The following is an 18,367-nucleotide window of genomic DNA, read 5'->3' on the forward strand; positions in this document are numbered from 1 at the left end:
GCTAAATTTGAATCGATAATGAGTACGACTAAAATTCCGTTGTTAGGAAAAACACTGGATGAACTGAAAACGTTGGTCGCAGAACTGGGAATGCCGAAATTTACAGCGAACCAGCTTGCTTCGTGGATGTATGAAAAGAAAGTAGCTTCGATAGATGAAATGACGAACCTGTCATTGAAGAACAGGGAGCTGTTGAAGGAAAATTACGAAGTGGGAGCTTCTGCACCCGTTCACGAGATGCGCTCGGTAGACGGTACTGTGAAATACCTTTTCCGTACTCCGGAAGGTGATTACATAGAATCTGTATATATCCCAGATGATGATAGGGCTACCTTGTGTGTGTCTTCGCAGGTAGGTTGTAAAATGAACTGCAAATTCTGTATGACAGGTAAGCAGGGCTATACTGCCAGTCTGACGGCTGCTCAGATATTGAATCAGATTTATTCCATTCCGGAGCGGGACACCTTGACCAATGTGGTTTTTATGGGAATGGGAGAGCCTTTCGATAATTTGGACGAAGTGTTGCGTGCCTTGACGGTGCTGACGGCCGATTATGGGTATCAGTGGAGTCCGAAGCGTATTACTGTTTCCTCAGTAGGCTTACGCAAGGGACTGGTTCGGTTCCTGGAAGAGAGTGACTGTCACCTGGCTATCAGTCTGCATTCTCCGTTCCCGGCGCAACGTCGCGAACTGATGCCGGCCGAAAAAGCTTTTTCCATTACGGAGATGGTAGAAATCCTCCGTCGGTACGATTTCAGCAAACAGCGTCGCCTCTCTTTTGAATACATTGTATTCAAGGGAGTAAATGACAGCCTGGTATATGCGAAAGAACTGGTCCGCCTTTTACGCGGTCTGGATTGCCGGATGAACCTGATTCGTTTCCATGCAATCCCGAATGTGGATTTGGAGGGGACAGACATGGATTCAATGATTGCTTTCCGCGATTATCTGACGGCTCATGGCCTGTTTGCTACTATCCGTGCTTCCCGTGGGGAAGATATTTTTGCTGCCTGCGGCATGTTGTCTACAGCCAAGCAACAGGCAGAGAAGAATGCAGATAATAACTAATTTTCAATACTTATGAAACGTTTTGCCTTTTATTTGAGCTTTGCATTGATGGTATTGGTGCTGGCTTCTTGTCACAAAGATGGTAAAAGTATTGTTACACCGGTATCCAGCGGCCGTCCTTATGAAGTGTTGGTGGTAGCTGATGATAAATGTTGGAACAGTCCAGACAGTGCTCTCTTTCATGTGCTCGATACAGATGTTCCGGGATTGCCGCAGCCGGAGCGTTCTTTCCGGATTTCCCGGGTGCGCCCTGACTATTTTGACCGTACGATGCGCTTGTTCCGTAACATCATTATTGTAGATATTCAGGATATCTATACGCAAACCAAGTTCAAATATACCCGTGACGCATATTCTTCTCCACAGATGATTATGACTATCCAGTCGCCGAGTCAGCAGGAGTTTGCCGAATATGTAGCTAAAAACGGACAAGTCATCATTGATTTCTTTACCCGTGCGGAAATGAATCGTGAAGTGAAGCTGTTGGAAAAGAAACATAATGAAACATTGTCTACTAAAGTACAAAGCCTGTTTGATTGTGATATCTGGATGCCGGTCGAGCTTTCCTCTTATAAGGTGGGACAACAGTTCTTGTGGGCTTCCAGCAATCTGAATGATTTGAACTTTGTGATTTACTCCTATCCGTATACCAGCAAAGAAACCTTTACAAAGGCATATTTTATTGAGAAACGAGACTCTGTGATGAAAGCAAATATTCCTGGATCCAAAGAAGGTATGTATATGGTTACTGCCGATTCAATCTTCGTGGATGCCCGTAACATTGCGGTGCAGGGGGATTATGCCTATGAAGTGCGTGGATTGTGGGAGATGGAGAACGATGCGATGGGCGGTCCGTTTGTATCACATGCCCGTGTAGACCGTGCCAATGGAAGGGTTATCGTGGTAGAAGGATTTGTCTATAATCCGGGAAAACTGAAACGTGACCAGATCCGCAAACTGAATGCTGCTCTTTATACCTTGAAATTACCTCAGGAAAAAGAAGTGGGTGAACTTCCGGTAGACAATCAGATAACGGAAGAGAATGTGGCTAAAGATAATGAACAACAGACAAACAAGGAAAAATAACTCATGGAAGAACGGAAGATAAGAGTAGGTATTACTCATGGAGATATAAATGGAGTGGGGTATGAGGTGATTCTGAAGGCATTCTCTGACCCTACCATGTTGGAGTTGTGTACACCTATTATATATGGCTCACCCAAGGTTGCCGCATATCATCGCAAGGCGATGGATATACAGACTACATTCAGTATTGTCAATTCGAGAGCAGACATACAGGATGGACGGGTGAATATCCTGAACTGTACGGAAGACGAGTTGAAGGTTGAACTGACCAAACCGACTGCAGAGGCCGGAAAGGCTGCACTCAGCGCACTGGAAAAAGCGTTGCAGGATTACCGGGAAGGCGTCTTTGATGTACTGGTAACAGCTCCTATCAACAAGCATACCATTCAGTCGGATACATTCCATTTCCCGGGACATACGGAATACATTGAGGAGCGCGTAGGAAAAGGTGAGAAGGCTTTGATGATTCTGTTGAAAGATGATTTCCGTGTTGCTTTGGTTACCGGTCATATTCCGGTCAGTGAAATTTCGAGAACCTTGACCAAAGAGCTGATTATGGAAAAAATGGCCATCTTCCATCGCTCCTTGAAGCAGGATTTCGGAATTGACAGTCCACGTATCGCTGTCTTGTCATTAAATCCGCATGCGGGTGATGAAGGATTGATTGGTACTGAAGAACAGACAGTAATCATTCCGGCCATGCAGGAAATGATGGCCAAGGGAGTACTGTGTTTCGGACCATATCCGGCAGACGGATTCATGGGTTCTGGTAATTATGCACATTTTGATGGCATTCTGGCGATGTATCACGACCAGGGACTGGCTCCGTTCAAGGCTTTGGCTATGGATGAAGGAGTCAACTTTACCGCGGGGCTGCCGATTGTCCGTACTTCGCCGGCTCATGGTACGGCTTATGATATAGCCGGACAAGGTATTGCTTCCGAAGATTCTTTCCGTCAGGCCATTTATGTTGCACTGGATGTGTTCCGTAACCGCCAGATTGAGCGTGAAATCAATGCCCGTCCGCTGCGTAAGCAGTATTATGAGAAACGTGATGACAGTGATAAATTGAAATTAGATATAGTAGAAGAATAAGACATGAAATTTGCGATTATATCTGCCGGGGAGGGCTCAAGGCTCTCCCAGGAAGGTGTTGCTTTGCCGAAACCGTTGGTACAGTTGAATGGAATGGCCATGATTGATCGCCTGGTCCATATTTTTGCCCAGAATGGGGCCGAGCAGGTGGTGATTATCATTAACAACGAGGTAGCGCTTACCAAGGAGCATGTAGCAGCATTGAAAGAGACAGCGGAAGTGCCGTTGGAAGTGATTGTGAAGACGACCCCAAGCTCAATGCACAGTTTCTATGAATTGAGCCGTTTCCTGAAAGGCGACAAGTTTTGTCTGACGACGGTCGATACGATTTTCCGCGAGGACGAATTCGCCGCGTTTATTGAAGCTTTCAAGGCTTCCGGCAAGGACGGAATGATGGCTGTAACCGATTACATAGACGACGAAAAGCCGTTGTATATCTCGACAGACGAGAAATTGAATATTACAGGATTCCATGATGCCGCTACACCGGATTGCCGTTATATATCAGGAGGAATCTATTGCTTGACGCCAAAGGCTATCGATACTTTGGAGAAATGTATGGAAAAAGGCATGTCGCGCATGCGTAATTTCCAGCGTCAGCTGGTGGCTGACGGTTTGCAGTTGGAGGCTTACCCGTTCAGTAAGATTCTGGATGTGGATCATGCCAGCGATATTGTAAAGGCTGAGGCCTTTTTAAATCATAAAGAATAATCATTAAAAGAAAGAGATGTTTGTAAAAGGAGAGAAGATTCGGATACTCGGTGTGAGCCGAGGTAACGAGTATTCACCGAATCATGTTGGAAACGACGCAGCTATTTTTCGTGGAGTAGCTGAAGCATTAGAGAAAAAGGGGATGGAAGTAACGGTGTATCCCGAAAAAGAGTTTGTAAGCGAACAACTTGAAGCCGATTTTATTTTTGATATGGCTCGTGACCGGGCAACGATTCAGCGATTGAAGCTTCTGGAGGACCGGGGAGCACTGGTTATCAATTCAGCGTATGGAATCGATAACTGTGTGCGGAAGGCTATGACTGAGTTGCTGATAGCCAACGGTGTACCTCATCCGAAGAGTTTTATCATTCCGAGTGACGGGCCCTTTACGCCGGATATTTTTCCGTGCTGGATTAAACGGGGAAATTCGCATGCCATGGTCAAGGAAGATGTGGTTTATGTTGAGTGTAAGGAAGAGGCCGAAAGAGTATTGGCTGATTTCCGGAAACGGGGAATTCCGGAGGCTGTTGTCAACGAACACTTGATAGGGGACTTGGTGAAGTTCTACGGAGTGCAGGGGACCGATTTCTTTTATGTGTTTTATCCGACTGAACAGTCGCATAGCAAATTCGGACTGGAGGCCATCAACGGGGAAAGCAGAGGCTATCCTTTCGACGCGAAACTGTTGCAGAAATATGGTAACCAGGCTGCAGAGGCATTGAATGTCCCGATTTACGGAGGAGACTGTGTAGTCTCTAAAACCGGTGAGATTCGTATCATCGATTTCAATGACTGGCCTAGTTTCGCCCGTTGTCGTGAAGAGGCGGCTCCTCAAATAGCCGAATGTATCTATCGTCGTATCATGTCAAAAATTGAAAACGAATGAGTACAGAAAAGAAAGGGCTTGAAGCTTCGTTCAAGTCGATGGATACCGAAGAGTTTCTGGATATCCATTTCAATCGTCCCATCGGATACGTATGGGCTTTGTTTTTTCAACGTCTAGGAGTCCATCCGAATGTTGTGACGATTTTGTCTATTATTCTGGGAGTAGCAGCTGGAATCATGTTCTATTATCCGGACATGAAACATACAATCATTGGTATTCTGTTGCTGATGTGGGCCAATCATTACGACAGTTGCGACGGACAGTTGGCCCGTATGACCGGTAAGAAAACCCGTTGGGGCCGCATGTTGGACGGTTTTGCGGGGGATATCTGGTTCTTTACCATTTATGCGGCTATCTGTTTGCGGTTGACCAACCAGCCTTTGCCTTTTGGTATCGGAGCCGACAGTCATCTTACCTGGGGAGTATCCATCTGGTTGATTGCAGTTTTCTCTGGAACCGTTTGTCATAGCAAACAGTGTACGTTGGCCGATTATTACCGGAACATCCATTTGCTCTTCCTGAAAGGAAAAGCCGGTAGCGAGTTGGATAATTTCAAGCAGCAGCGCGAGATTTTCTACAGTCTGCCTTGGAAGGGCAATTTCTGGTGGAAGTCTTTTCTGTATTTTTATGGAAACTATACCCGTCAGCAGGAGCAGATGACTCCTAATTTCCAGCGTTTCTATGCGATGGTACAGCAGCAATACGGTGATGCCATTCCGCAGGAATTGCGTGATGAGTTCCGGAAGGGTAGCTTGCCGCTGATGAAATATACGAATATCCTGACGTTCAATACACGTGCCATCGCTTTGTATATCAGCCTGCTGATTGGCGAACCATGGTTGTATTTCATTTTTGAGATCGTGGTCATGACCGCGTTGTTTGTTTATATGCGTCATCAGCACGAAGCACTCTGTGCACGTCTGTATGCTAAATATGCCCGCCGATGAAAGATAAGGTTCGGAATATATTCTGGTTCTTCGGTATCTTTGCCATTGTCGTGATGCTCTGTACGTTTGATATGGACTATCAGGAATTGTGGCAGAACCTGAGGAAAGCGGGCATCTGGTTTCCGGCAGTCATCCTGTTATGGCTGTTTATCTATTTGCTGAACGCGTTGTCCTGGTACATCATTATCAGAGACGGGAAGCATGCTCCAGTGCCTTTCTGGAAAGTGTATAAGCTGACGGTTTCCGGGTTTGCCCTGAATTATGCTACCCCGGTAGGATTGATGGGAGGTGAACCGTACCGCATCATGGAGCTGACACCGTATGTCGGCGGCAGTAAGGCGACTTCTTCTGTCATCCTGTATGTGATGATGCATATTTTTTCTCATTTCTGCTTCTGGATGTTTTCGGTGCTGCTTTATCTGGTACTGGAACCGTTGAATCTAGGAATGGGTATCGTTCTGGCAATTGTGGGCGTCTGCTGTCTGTTGGCCATTTACTTTTTCATGAAGGGATATAAGAATGGAATGGCGGTCAGAACCATCCGGTTGTTGTGCCATGTTCCATTTGCAAAGAAATGGGCCAACCGTTTTCTGGTTGAGCGGAAAGATGCTTTGGAAAGAGTCGATGCACAGATTGCCGAGTTGCACAGACAGCGTAAGACAACGTTCTATGCTTCGTTGGGACTGGAGTTCCTGGCTCGTATCGTGGGCTGTGTAGAAGTCTTGTTTATCTTGAATATTCTGACTTCCAATGTCAGTTTCTTGTCGTGTGTGCTGATTATGGCTTTTACTTCGTTGTTTGCCAATCTGTTCTTCTTTTCGCCCATGCAGTTGGGAGCACGTGAAGGAGGCTTCGCTTTGGCGACCGGCGGTCTGGCTATCCCGAGTGCTTTCGGTATCTATACCGGATTGATTACACGGGTGCGCGAGTTGATATGGATTGTGATAGGGGTGTTGCTGATGAAGGTCGGCAACAATACCGGTAAAATAGAGAAAAATGAGTAGAAAGTTCGATTTGAAAGGTATCATCTTCGATTATGGTGGTACCATAGATACCAATAGCCGCCATTGGGCGGAAGTCTTGTGGGAAAAGTATCAGCTTTTTCAGGTTCCTGTAACGAAGGAAGCGTTCCGTGAAGCATACGTTCATGGGGAGCGTACTTTGGCCCGGCAACCTTTGGTAAAGCCCGAACACAATTTTCTGGAGGTTCTTCAGATTAAGACACGTATCCAGATAGAGTATTTGGTGGAAAAAGGGCTGTTAGACCGTAATGATGCAGCGGAAAAGGCTTATGCTTCACACATCGCGGACAGCTGTTACCGCTATGTACTGGATGTTCTGGAGCGTACACGTCCTGTGGTTCGTGAACTGGCTTCACATTATCGCCTGGTATTGGTTTCTAATTTCTATGGAAATATCCAGACCATTCTGAAAGATTTTCAGTTGGCCGATTATTTTTCAGAAATTGTAGAGTCTTCCGTGGTCGGTGTACGTAAACCTGATCCTGCCATCTATCGGTTGGGGGTTGAAGCAATGGGGTTCCCTGCCGAGCAGGTCTTGGTTGTAGGTGACTCGTTCTCGAAAGATATGGTTCCGGCCAAGGCTGTAGGCTGCAAGGTCGCTTGGTTGAAAGGAGAAGGCTGGGGAAACGAAGAAATTGACGAGTCGCTGCCTGATATTATTCTGACCGATTTGCCGGATTTGTTATCTTATGTACTTTAAAGACAGGAGGAGACTTCCATATGAAGAAACAGCAAGCGACTTTGGTCGATAAAAGGTACTTGGTTCCGTTCGTATTATTGACTTCCCTGTTTTTCCTGTGGGGATTTGCACATGCTATCCTGGATGTTATGAATAAGCATTTTCAGGAATTGCTATCCATAACGAAAACGCATTCGGCCTTCATTCAGGCTACCATGTATCTGGGTTATTTCGTGATGGCTATTCCTGCGGGACTGTTCATCACCAAGTATGGATACCGGAGAGGAGTCGTGTTCGGATTGTTGTTGTATGGCATTGGTGCATTGTTGTTCATTCCCGGACAATATTGGTTGTCGTTCAACTTCTTTTTGTTCTCTCTGTTTGTGATTGGTTGCGGACTGACCTTTTTGGAGACTGCTGCCAATCCGTATGTTACGGAACTTGGCCCTCGCGAAACAGCGGCCAGCCGATTGAATTTTGCCCAGTCTTTCAATGGCTTGGGATGCATCTGCGCCCCTCTGTTGGCCGGCTTGATTCTTTTTTCGGAAGACGGTTCCATGGGAAGTGGAAACATTGCCATCCCCTATGCAGGGATGGGAATTGTCGTGCTTCTGGTAGCTGCTGTCTTTTCGAAGGTGCAATTGCCTGAAATCAAGCACGAGATAGAAATGGACGCAACGGGACATCAGGTAGGGCTTTGGTCTCACCGGTTGTTCGTGTTTGGTCTGATAGCCTTGTTCGCCTATGAGGTGAGTGAGATTTCCATCAATAGCTTCTTTATCAATTACGTCGTAGACCAGGGTTGGATGAGTGCCCGTGATGCTTCGCTGGCCTTGTCATTCGGCGGTCTGAGCTTTTTCATGGTCGGACGTTTCCTGGGAAGTTGGATTATGCGCCGTGTTCCTGCCGAGAAAATGTTGCTGGGATGTGCCGTCGGAACTGTCGTGACGACTTCAATTGTTATCCTTAATGCGGGATGGCTTTCTTTGGGTGCTTTGGTCTGTGGCTATGCATTCGAAGCCATTATGTTCCCTACCATCTTTGCCTTGGCATTGAGAGGGTTGGGGAATTATACGAAGCGTGCTTCGTCGTTCCTGATGATGTCGCCGGTGGGTGGTGTCGTAGGTCCGTTGCTGATGGGGTATGTAGCCGATTGTACTACAATAGCCTGGTCATTCCTGGTTCCTTGGGCCGGATATGTGGTTGTAGGTCTCTATGCCTGGAAGATGGTTTCTGTAGGTAAATCCTCCAACTGATTTTGGATAGATAAAAAGGCGGGACGGCAGATGTTGCTTTGGTACACATCTGCCGTCCCGTTGTTTTTCTATTTCAGGGAAATTCGGACGGTTAGATAACCTGAGGGTGTAGGTTACTGTTCCGGATAATGTTCCACACTTGCTCTTCAGTTCCGCTGAACGGACCGGATTTTTCCAGTTTGATGGTCGACATGGCAGCGGCGAAACATCCGGCTTCTTCGTATGAAGCCCCCTTGTTACGCATGTACAGGTATCCCATGGCATAAGTATCTCCGCATCCTGTCGCGTCCACCACTTCTTTAGGAGGGTATGCCGGAATCTGATGGAAGACACCTTCCGCATAAATCAGGGAACCTAGACTTCCCAATGTCAGCAACACTTCCTTTACTCCCCATTCTGCCAGTTGCAGAGCCGCTTGTTTGGCATCCTTGTATCCTGTCAGAACCTCGGCTTCGTGTTCATTTACTTTCAGGATGTCAATGTACTTCAGGGCTTCCCGTTTGTCTTTCCAATCAACAGGAAAAACCTTTTGTCCCCGTACTTCACGCAGATAACCTTGCGCATCGACTGCTAAAATACCTTTTCCGGAAAGTAATTTGACGACATCCAGCGAAAAGTCGTCCGATAGCAAACTTCCCAAATGGAAGATGCGGGCTTCTTCATTCTTCAATTCTTCTACCGTAAACGGGTCAGCTTTTGCCAGTACACGTTGGGTACGGTTATCCTGATTTTCTCCGTAAACGTTCTCGAAATATACCGTTTTTTTACTCGGAAGCACCTCTACCTGTATTCCGGCTGACCGCATTTCTTCGACAGCCTTGTATTCGCTGGGAGCCAATGCAGTCACCAGTTTGTAGTTGTCTTTGTCTTTCAGGTGCTTGATACCGTGTGAGAAATAATAAGAAGTTCCTCCCGGCATGTAGGTTGTTTGTTTAGGAGTCACTATCTTGTCCAGTGTGATGTGTCCTATGCAACAGATGTCATTCATAAAATATTGTTGACTAAATTCGGCCGCAAAATTACATATATTTTTTAAGATACGGTCGTAACTGTTCGACTTACTACTTTGTTTTAAATTATCTAAACATCTTTTAATATTGAAGGGTGTCTTCTAAATATCTCATCTTTAGAGGGATATGAGCGATAAAATGTTCCTTTTTAAAGAATTTCTGTCCCAAAAGTATCTTTTAGGGGCATATTTTAGGCTTTTTATTTTACAGTATGGCTTTATTTCCTATATTTGGGCAGTTTAATGTTTACCTGAGTTGTTCCCTCTTGGCAGGGAATATTTACACTAGATACTAGGAAAAGATTTTAAAAATGGAAAAGAAGAATGTAAAACCTGCAAGTGGTAAACTTGGGGTAATGTGTGTAGGTTTGGGAGCTGTAGCCACTACATTTATTACGGGAGTTCTGATGGTCAGAAAAGGTTTGTCAAAACCGGTTGGTTCCATGACCCAGTATGATAAGATTAGAGTAGGTAAGGGTGAGAACCAGAAATATCTGCCTTACAAGGAAATTGTGCCGATTGCCGATTTGAATGATATTGTATTCGGTGCCTGGGATGTATTTCCGGAAAATGCCTATCAGTCTGCCGTCCATTGTGAAGTTCTGAAGGAAAAAGATATCGAGCCGGTGAAGGATGAGCTGGTACGGATTGTACCGATGAAGGCCGCTTTCGACCGTAATTTTGCCAAGCGTCTGGACGGATCCAATGTGAAGGATGCTGCTACACGTTGGGACATGGTAGAACAGTTGCGTGAAGATATCCGCCGTTTCAAGGCCGAAAACAATTGTGAACGCATCGTCGTATTGTGGGCTGCATCCACAGAAATATATGTTCCTGTATGCGAAGAGGTTCATGGAACCTTGGCTGCTCTGGAGAAGGCGATGAAGGCCGATGACCGTGAGCATGTGGCTCCGTCCATGTGTTATGCGTATGCCGCTTTGGCAGAGGGCGCTCCGTTCATTATGGGTGCTCCGAATACGACCGTCGATATTCCTGCCATGTGGGAAATGGCGGAAAAAACGAAAATGCCGATTGCCGGTAAAGATTTCAAGACGGGTCAGACTTTGGTTAAGTCTGGTTTCGCTCCGATTATCGGAACCCGTTGCCTGGGATTGTCCGGTTGGTTCTCTACCAATATTTTGGGTAACCGTGACGGTCTGGTATTGGATGAACCGGCCAATTTCCATACGAAAGAGGTCAGCAAGCTTTCTACACTGGAATCTATTTTGGAACCGGAAAAGCAACCGGATTTGTATACCGACTACTATCACAAGGTACGTATCAACTATTATCCTCCCCGTAACGACAACAAGGAAGGCTGGGATAATATCGATATTTTCGGCTGGATGGGCTATCCGATGCAGATCAAGATTAACTTCTTGTGCCGTGATTCTATCCTGGCTGCTCCTTTGTGCCTGGATTTAGTGTTGCTGAGTGATTTGGCTGCCCGTGCCGGACGTTACGGTATCCAGCGCTTCCTGAGTTTCTTCCTGAAGAGTCCGATGCATGATTATACCCAGGGTGAGGTGCCTGTCAATCATTTGTTCCAGCAGTATGTGATGCTGAAGAATGCTATCCGCGAAATGGGTGGTTATGAGGCCGATGAAACAATCGATTAAGATTTGTTCTTTTGCGACATATCAAGGGGGAGTAGAGGCGTTCTACTCCCTTTTTTCATGGAAAGAATGGATTTTTTTATACTATTATTCATAAAAAAAGGTAAGAATTTCGTATTTCGGGGGCTTGGATTTGTGAAAACCCTTTACTCTGTGTAATTTTACTCCCTCAAAGTAAATTGACTAGGCTATTAATCGTTATATGATAAAGAGATTACTGCTGATTCTTATATTGTTTTTGGGATGTGTCAGGCTTTCTGCTCAGATTCAAGGTGTTGTTGTCGATGCTGATTCGGGAGACCCGCTTCCTTATCTGAATGTTTATTACGAAGGAAAGGGGGTTGGTACAATTACTGATATAGACGGTAACTATTCCATTTCGCCACATCCGGGATGGACAAAACTGACATTTTCGATGGTCGGTTATCGTACCCAGGTCATTACCGTGTCTTCGAAGACAACCCGACTGGATGTTAAGATGAAGCCGGATTTGGTTTTGGACGAAGTGGTCATCAAGCCTAAGAAGGAAAAATACTCGCGTAAAAATAATCCGGCGGTAGAATTGATGAAGAAGGTGGTGAACGCCAAGAAAGCGAATAACCTGGAAGAGAACGATTTCTATCATTATGACAAGTATCAGAAAATCACCTTTTCACTAAATAACATTACCCAGGATTCTCTGAAGGAATCAAGTCTTTTCAAGAAATATCCGTTCTTCCGCGACCAGGTGGAAGTGTGCGAAGTGACGGGAAAGAATATCCTGCCTATATCGGTAGATGAAACCGTATCGGAAAAGATTTACCGCAAGGACCCGCGTAGTGAAAAGACCATTATCAAGGGGTTGAATTCATCCGGGGTGAATGAACTGTTCAATACGGGAGACATGCTTTCTACCGTGTTGAAGGATGTGTTTCAGGACATCAATATCTATCAGGACCGTTTTCGGTTCCTGCAATATCCTTTTGACAGTCCAGTGTCGAATGCCGGTATCGGATTTTATCGGTACTACATCATGGATACGCTGATGGTGGAGCGCGACAAGTGCTTCCATTTGACTTTTGTGCCGAACAATTCACAGGACTTTGGCTTTACCGGTCATCTATACATATTGGCCGATTCTACCTATAGAGTGAAGAAATGTGTCATGAATCTGCCGAAGAAGAGCGATATTAACTTCGTCGACCACATGATTATCAATCAGGTGTTTACCGAACTTCCTACGGGCGAATGGGTGTTGTCGGAAGATGACATGCTCTGCGAACTTTCCTACCTGAAGAAACTGCTCGGTTCTTTCCAGGTAAGACGTACCACACGTTATTCCGATTTTGGCTTTGATGAAGTACCGGAACGTATCTTCAAACGGAAGGGTGACGAGATAAAGGACATCAATGCCATGATGCGTGACGATAAGTTCTGGGAGGAATACCGCCCTACGCAACTGACCAAATCGGAAAGCGAGATGGACCAGTTCGTAGACAACTTGTCGAAAATCAAAGGGTTCAAGTACATTATCTTCGTAGCGAAGGCATTTATCGAGAACTTTGTTGAAACCGGTTCGAAGGACCATCCCAGCAAAGTCGATATCGGACCTATCAATACCATGATATCCAGTAACTATATCGATGGCTTGCGTTTGCGTGCATCGGCTCAGACGACTGCCAATCTGAATCCTCACCTGTTCCTGCGGGGCTATTATGCATACGGATTCAAGGATGAGAAGTCGAAATACAAGGGCGAGGTGGAATATTCGTTTGTGAAGAAGGAATACCTTCCACGGGAATATCCTATCAATTCATTGACTTTCTCTTATTCATACGATAACATGTTGCCCAGCGATAAATTCATGGGTACGGACAAGGATAATGTCTTTACTTCGTTCAAGGTTTGTACCGTAGACCAGTATAACTATGAACGGACAGCAAGTGTCAAGTACGAGTTGGAACAGACAAACGGTCTGAAGACTACGTTCATGATAAAACATTCCAACTACGAGCCTTGTGGCAAATTGTTCTATCGGACCATGGAAGGGGAAGCTCAGCTTCAGCAGGATATACAGCAGGGCAGCCTTTCCGGTACCGAATGGATAGCTTCGCCTTATAATGTACACGACTTTTCGGTAGCCGAAGCTACGGTTGCTCTCCGCTATGCTCCCGGTGAAACATTTGTCAATACCAAGCAGCGCCGTTTGCCGGTCAATCTGGATGCTCCGGTATTTACTCTTCAGCATACATTGGGGCTGAAAGGTGTTCTGGGCTCTGACTATACTTATAATATGACGGAAGTGGGGCTGTACAAACGTTTCTGGATGAGTTCGTGGGGAAATATCGATGCCCATCTGAAAGGCGGAATCCAGTGGAATAAGGTGCCGTTCCCCTTGCTTATCATGCCGGCGGCAAACCTGTCTTACATCATTCAGGAGGAGACTTTCAGCCTGATCAATAACATGGAGTTCCTGAATGACCGGTATGCATCGCTGGATGTGTCGTGGAATATGCAGGGAAAGCTGTTCAACCGTATCCCTTTGCTGAAGAAGCTGAAATGGAGGGAGTTCATCGGAGTGAAGTGCCTGTGGGGGCAGTTGACGGACAAGAACAATCCGTTCCTGGCTCAGAACGCGAACGATCCGGACCTGATGTTGTTCCCCGGACATTATGATGCTGCCGGAGTCTATCATACGTCCAGTTACGTCATGGACCCGAAGAAGCCTTACGTTGAAATCAGTGCGGGTATACACAATATATTCAAGTTGTTGCATGTAGAGTACGTTCGTCGGTTGAATTACAACGAACTTCCTACCGCCAACAAATGGGGTATCCGTTTCATGATTCGTACGGTATTCTAACAGACTTTTTCTGCCAAATTTACTTGTTCCTACTAAAGTTTTTGTACTTTTGTCATGGTATAACAGAAATGTAGATTATGGTAAAATCAGAAATACAGAATGTCAAGTTGCGGTTCGGTATCATCGGTAATACCGATGGATTGAACCGTGCCATTGATATAGCCATGCAGGTGGCTCCTACCGACCTTTCAGTACTGGTAACCGGTGAGAGCGGTGTCGGTAAAGAGAGTTTTCCACAGATTATCCATCAGTTCAGCCGGCGGAAACACGGCCCTTACATAGCCGTGAACTGCGGTGCTATTCCGGAGGGGACCATTGATTCTGAATTGTTCGGCCATGAGAAAGGTGCGTTTACAGGTGCTATCAGTGACCGTAACGGCTACTTTGCCGAGGCCAATGGCGGGACGATTTTCCTGGATGAGGTAGGTGAACTGCCTTTGTCAACCCAGGCCCGTCTGTTGCGTGTGCTGGAATCAGGCGAATACATCAAGGTCGGTTCTTCGAAGGTCCAGAAGACCGATGTTCGCATCGTAGCGGCTACCAATGTCGATTTTACGGAAGCCATTGCGAACGGACGCTTCCGCGAAGACCTGTATTACCGGTTGAACACTGTTCCCATCAAGGTACCGCCTTTGCGCGAACGTCCCAATGACATAGCCTTGTTGTTCCGGAAGTTTGCGTCTGATTTTGCCGAGAAGTATCGCATGCCGGCCATACAGCTCACCGAAGATGCCAAGCAGGTACTGACCGCCTATAGCTGGCCGGGAAATATCCGTCAGCTGAAGAACATTACCGAGCAGATTTCCATTATCGAAACAAACCGTGACATTACTGCGGATATCCTCCGGAACTATCTCCCGGCACAAACAGAATCACGCCTGCCGGCATTGTTCGGAGTAAAACCCCAGGGAAATGGAAAAGGGTTCGAGAGTGAACGCGAGATCCTGTATCAGGTGTTGTTCGATATGCGCCGTGACGTCACGGAGCTGAAGAAGCTGGTGCACGACATCATGGCCGAACGGGGCAGTTCCGTCCCTGTAGGTGGAAGACCTTCCGATACAGACCTTCATTATATCCCGAATACGTCGGTCAGTCTGGTAAGCGATACGCAATCCGTGGTTATGCATACGGTCAGCAATGTGACGCCGGTGGCCAATGTAAATCCGGTGAAGATTTCATCGGGAGATGTGTCCGAAGTCCAGGATACGGAAGAATACATCGAAGAGAATCTCTCGCTGGATGATGTAGAGAAGGAGATGATCCGTAAGGCCTTGGAACGTCATCACGGCAAACGTAAGAACGCAGCAAACGATTTAAAAATTTCAGAACGTACCCTTTATCGGAAAATAAAAGAATATGGGCTTGATTAAAAAATATTTAGGTATGACTTTTGCGGTGGTATCGGTATCGCTGTGCGTACTGACCGCCTGTTCCATTTCGTATAAGTTCAACGGTTCTTCCATCAACTATGACAAGGTGAAGACGATTTCCTTCGAGAACTTCCCGAACCGTTCGCAGGCCTTCGTGTGGGGACCTATGGAATCGATGTTCAATACGGCTTTGCAGGATATTTTCATGCAGCAGACCCGTTTGCAGCAGGTGAAGCGTGACGGTGACTTGCAGCTTTCCGGTGAGATCACGAATTACGACGCATACAATAAAGGGGTAGGTTCCGACGGTTACTCTACGATGGCCGAACTGAAGATGACGGTAAATGTACGGTTCGTCAATAATTCCAACCATGCGGAAGATTTTGAGCAGCAGTTCTCTGCCAGCCGTGAATACAATGCCACTCAGCAGTTGTCTTCCGTACAGGAAGATTTGGTGAACCAGATGATTGATGAAATTGTCGATCAGATTTTTAATGCGACGGTAGCAAACTGGTAAGGGTATTATGATACAGCAACGGATAAGTGAATGGATTCAACATCCCGAATCTCTGGGAGAAGAAAGCCTGCAGGAGCTGCGTGCCTTATTGGAACGATATCCGTATTTCCAGACAGCCTGGGTCCTGTATCTGAAAAACCTGTATTTGCTGAAGGATGAGGCTTTCCGTGAGGAGTTGCGCCGGGGCGCGCTTTATGTGGCCGATCTGGGCGTATTGTTCTATTACATAGAAGGAGACCGCTTTGTCATCCAGAAACATGCGGAAGAGCGGCCGGCATCGGATGTCTCTGACCGTACATTGGATTTGATAGACCGTTTCCTGTCGGAAAGTACTGAGCCTTTGCAGACTCCGAAAGAGATTCCGCTCACGATGGAGGTGAATCTGGACTATACGTCCGTACTGATGAACTCGGAAGACGGAACTTCGGCTGATGGGACTGAAACTCCCCAGTTGCGGGGGCAGGAGCTGATAGACAGCTTTATCGCCCGCGACCGTGCCGGCGATGTATCTGCTGCCCAGCAGGAAATCTCCCGAACCCCGGATGAAGACGCGGAGATACTTCCGGATGCTCCGTCTGGTGAGGGGAAGGAGCCTGCTTCCGAAGACATGGATACACCGGATGAGGGGGAAGCCACAGAAGTGTCGGAAACGGCCGATGAAGATGAAGACGAAAGCTATTTTACAGAGACTTTGGCTAAAATCTACATCAAACAGCAGAGATATGACAAGGCATTGGAAATTATTAAAAAATTAAATTTGAAATATCCAAAAAAAAATATTTACTTTGCAGACCAAATTAGGTTTTTAGAGAAACTGATTATTAACGCTAAATCAAAATAAAAGAAAATGTATTTATTATTTGTTGTATTAATTGTGCTTGCAGCAATATTGATGTGTTTCGTAGTATTGGTGCAGAACTCTAAGGGCGGTGGCCTTTCTTCCAGCTTTGCTTCTTCCAATCAGATTATGGGGGTACGTAAAACAACAGACTTCATCGAAAAATTGACTTGGGGGCTGGCTATTTTCATGGTGGTTGTCAGTGTGGCTACTTCTTATGTGATTCCGACTGCTGCAACTGAATCATCAGTTATCATGGAACAGGCTGTTCAGGAACAGAAGACTAATCCGTTGAATGCTCCGGCAGGCTTTGCTGCACCTAAAACAGATGCTGCTAAAACAGACGCTGCTGCAACGGCTCCTGCTGCAGGTGATTCTACAGCAAATTAATATCAGGGAATACTGAAATTCAGATAGAGAAGGCTTCCGGCTTTTGCCGGGAGCCTTTTTACATATTGCCTCTTGCCTTGTCTGCCAGCGCTGGGCCGGAAAGTCTGTTCTGGTGGTACGGCTTCCGGAAGCGGCTTTCCGCATCCTTTATCACATATTTTCCAGTACTTTCCAGCTTCATTTCCTGGCTTGCCTATTTGACTCAGACGGCTCCCTTCGGTGTGTCGACAGGTGTTCTCTTTGTGGGCCATCTCCATGGTCGTCCGGTCCTCTCTGTATCTATCCTGACGGTCTTGGCGCTGGTTGCAAAATGTCTGGACGTTTGGTTCAGAACATCCGTTTGTTTGGAAGAAAACGTCCGTTCGTTTGATGTAAAACGAACGGACGTTTTTTCTCCCTCAAACAGAGGTTCCAAAAAAAGAGGGACGTCCCTGGTGGGCGTCCCTCCTGCAAGTTATGGTTGGATGGTTAGATTATTTCTTGAAATATCTGTTGTACAGACCTTCGAAACCTTTACCGTGACGAGCTTCGTCTTTAGCCATTTCGTGAACTGTATCGTGGATAGCATCCAGGTTCAAAGCTTTAGCACGTGTAGCGATACGTTTCTTGTCTTCGCAAGCACCACATTCAGCGTTCATACGTTTTTCCAGGTTAGTCTTAGTATCCCATACGCAGTCACCCAGCAATTCAGCGAATTTAGCAGCGTGTTCTGCTTCTTCCCAAGCATAGCGTTTGAAAGCTTCTGCTACTTCTGGATAACCTTCGCGGTCTGCCTGACGGCTCATAGCCAAGTACATACCAACTTCAGTACATTCGCCCATGAAGTGATTGTTCAAGTCCTTAATCATTTCATCGTCACAGCCTTTAGCTACACCGATAACGTGTTCGTCAACGAACTGCAAGCCACCTTCTGCTGTTTCTTCCATTTCTTTGAACTTAGAAGCAGGAGCTTTACACAACGGACACTTTTCAGGAGCTGTTTCACCTTCATGAATGTAACCACAAACTGTACAGATAAATTTTTTCATAACGTTT

17 protein-coding genes are annotated in these 18,367 nt (G+C 46.2%); 15 read left to right on the forward strand and 2 right to left on the reverse strand.

All coding sequences use genetic code 11. The annotated features are described in order from the left end of the window. Positions 1-18 precede the first annotated feature (18 nt). Genes rlmN through C510_RS0103615 form a run of 9 tightly spaced genes read left to right on the forward strand, consistent with a single transcriptional unit; the run spans position 19 to position 8,750 of the window. The gene (gene rlmN / locus C510_RS0103575) at positions 19-1,068 is read left to right on the forward strand and encodes a dual-specificity RNA methyltransferase RlmN (RefSeq protein ID WP_018709970.1); all 1,050 of its coding nucleotides are present in this window, start codon (positions 19-21) and stop codon (positions 1,066-1,068) included. A gap of 12 nt (positions 1,069-1,080) precedes the next feature. Beyond that, entirely contained in the window at positions 1,081-2,154 is a 1,074-nt protein-coding gene (locus C510_RS0103580; protein ID WP_018709971.1) for a DUF4837 family protein, read from the forward strand. A gap of 3 nt (positions 2,155-2,157) precedes the next feature. Next, positions 2,158-3,249: a 4-hydroxythreonine-4-phosphate dehydrogenase PdxA gene (pdxA, locus tag C510_RS0103585; RefSeq protein ID WP_018709972.1), complete on the forward strand. Its 1,092-nt coding sequence runs from the start codon at positions 2,158-2,160 to the stop codon at positions 3,247-3,249. A gap of 3 nt (positions 3,250-3,252) precedes the next feature. Next, positions 3,253-3,960, forward strand: coding sequence for a nucleotidyltransferase family protein (locus C510_RS0103590; RefSeq protein ID WP_018709973.1), 708 nt, complete (start codon positions 3,253-3,255; stop codon positions 3,958-3,960). A gap of 16 nt (positions 3,961-3,976) precedes the next feature. Next, entirely contained in the window at positions 3,977-4,846 is an 870-nt protein-coding gene (locus C510_RS0103595; RefSeq protein ID WP_018709974.1) for an ATP-grasp domain-containing protein, read from the forward strand. Then, entirely contained in the window at positions 4,843-5,793 is a 951-nt protein-coding gene (locus C510_RS0103600; protein ID WP_018709975.1) for a CDP-alcohol phosphatidyltransferase family protein, read from the forward strand. The genes C510_RS0103595 and C510_RS0103600 overlap by 4 nt, the downstream gene beginning before the upstream one ends. Next, positions 5,790-6,797 (forward strand): lysylphosphatidylglycerol synthase transmembrane domain-containing protein, encoded by a 1,008-nt coding sequence (locus C510_RS0103605; RefSeq protein ID WP_018709976.1) that lies wholly within the window; start codon positions 5,790-5,792, stop codon positions 6,795-6,797. The genes C510_RS0103600 and C510_RS0103605 overlap by 4 nt, the downstream gene beginning before the upstream one ends. Continuing rightward, positions 6,790-7,515 carry an HAD family hydrolase gene (locus tag C510_RS0103610; protein ID WP_018709977.1) on the forward strand — a complete coding sequence of 242 codons (726 nt, stop codon included), beginning with the start codon at positions 6,790-6,792 and terminating at the stop codon, positions 7,513-7,515. The genes C510_RS0103605 and C510_RS0103610 overlap by 8 nt, the downstream gene beginning before the upstream one ends. Positions 7,516-7,535: 20 nt before the next feature. Beyond that, entirely contained in the window at positions 7,536-8,750 is a 1,215-nt protein-coding gene (locus C510_RS0103615; protein WP_022339330.1) for a sugar MFS transporter, read from the forward strand. A gap of 91 nt (positions 8,751-8,841) precedes the next feature. Here C510_RS0103615 and C510_RS0103620 read toward each other — a convergent pair whose 3' ends face one another. Beyond that, positions 8,842-9,738, reverse strand: a complete 897-nt coding sequence (locus tag C510_RS0103620; protein ID WP_018709979.1) for a PfkB family carbohydrate kinase — start codon at positions 9,736-9,738, stop codon at positions 8,842-8,844. Positions 9,739-10,070: 332 nt separating this feature from the next. Between C510_RS0103620 and C510_RS0103625 the strand changes: the two genes are divergently transcribed. The 6 genes from C510_RS0103625 to secG all read left to right on the forward strand — a co-directional run bounded on the left by C510_RS0103625 (position 10,071) and on the right by secG (position 17,332). Further along, positions 10,071-11,378 (forward strand): inositol-3-phosphate synthase, encoded by a 1,308-nt coding sequence (locus tag C510_RS0103625; protein ID WP_018709980.1) that lies wholly within the window; start codon positions 10,071-10,073, stop codon positions 11,376-11,378. 199 nt (positions 11,379-11,577) lie between these two features. Beyond that, entirely contained in the window at positions 11,578-14,217 is a 2,640-nt protein-coding gene (locus C510_RS0103630) for a DUF5686 and carboxypeptidase-like regulatory domain-containing protein (RefSeq protein ID WP_040365904.1), read from the forward strand. A gap of 77 nt (positions 14,218-14,294) precedes the next feature. After that, positions 14,295-15,587 (forward strand): sigma-54 interaction domain-containing protein, encoded by a 1,293-nt coding sequence (locus C510_RS0103635; RefSeq protein WP_018709982.1) that lies wholly within the window; start codon positions 14,295-14,297, stop codon positions 15,585-15,587. A 13-nt stretch (positions 15,588-15,600) separates the two neighbouring features. Next, entirely contained in the window at positions 15,601-16,104 is a 504-nt protein-coding gene (locus C510_RS0103640) for an LptE family protein (RefSeq protein WP_373690392.1), read from the forward strand. A 7-nt stretch (positions 16,105-16,111) separates the two neighbouring features. Beyond that, on the forward strand, positions 16,112-16,945 hold the full coding sequence (locus C510_RS0103645; RefSeq protein WP_018709984.1) for a hypothetical protein: 834 nt from the start codon (positions 16,112-16,114) through the stop codon (positions 16,943-16,945). A gap of 6 nt (positions 16,946-16,951) precedes the next feature. Further along, positions 16,952-17,332: a preprotein translocase subunit SecG gene (secG, locus tag C510_RS0103650; RefSeq protein ID WP_022339324.1), complete on the forward strand. Its 381-nt coding sequence runs from the start codon at positions 16,952-16,954 to the stop codon at positions 17,330-17,332. A gap of 473 nt (positions 17,333-17,805) precedes the next feature. Here the strand turns inward: secG and C510_RS0103660 are convergent, their stop codons facing one another. Next, on the reverse strand, positions 17,806-18,360 hold the full coding sequence (locus C510_RS0103660; protein ID WP_018709987.1) for an NADH peroxidase: 555 nt from the start codon (positions 18,358-18,360) through the stop codon (positions 17,806-17,808). Positions 18,361-18,367 lie beyond the last annotated feature (7 nt).

The organism is Phocaeicola barnesiae DSM 18169 = JCM 13652 (genome assembly GCF_000374585.1).
In the GTDB taxonomy this organism is placed as follows: Bacteria; Bacteroidota; Bacteroidia; order Bacteroidales; family Bacteroidaceae; genus Phocaeicola; species Phocaeicola barnesiae.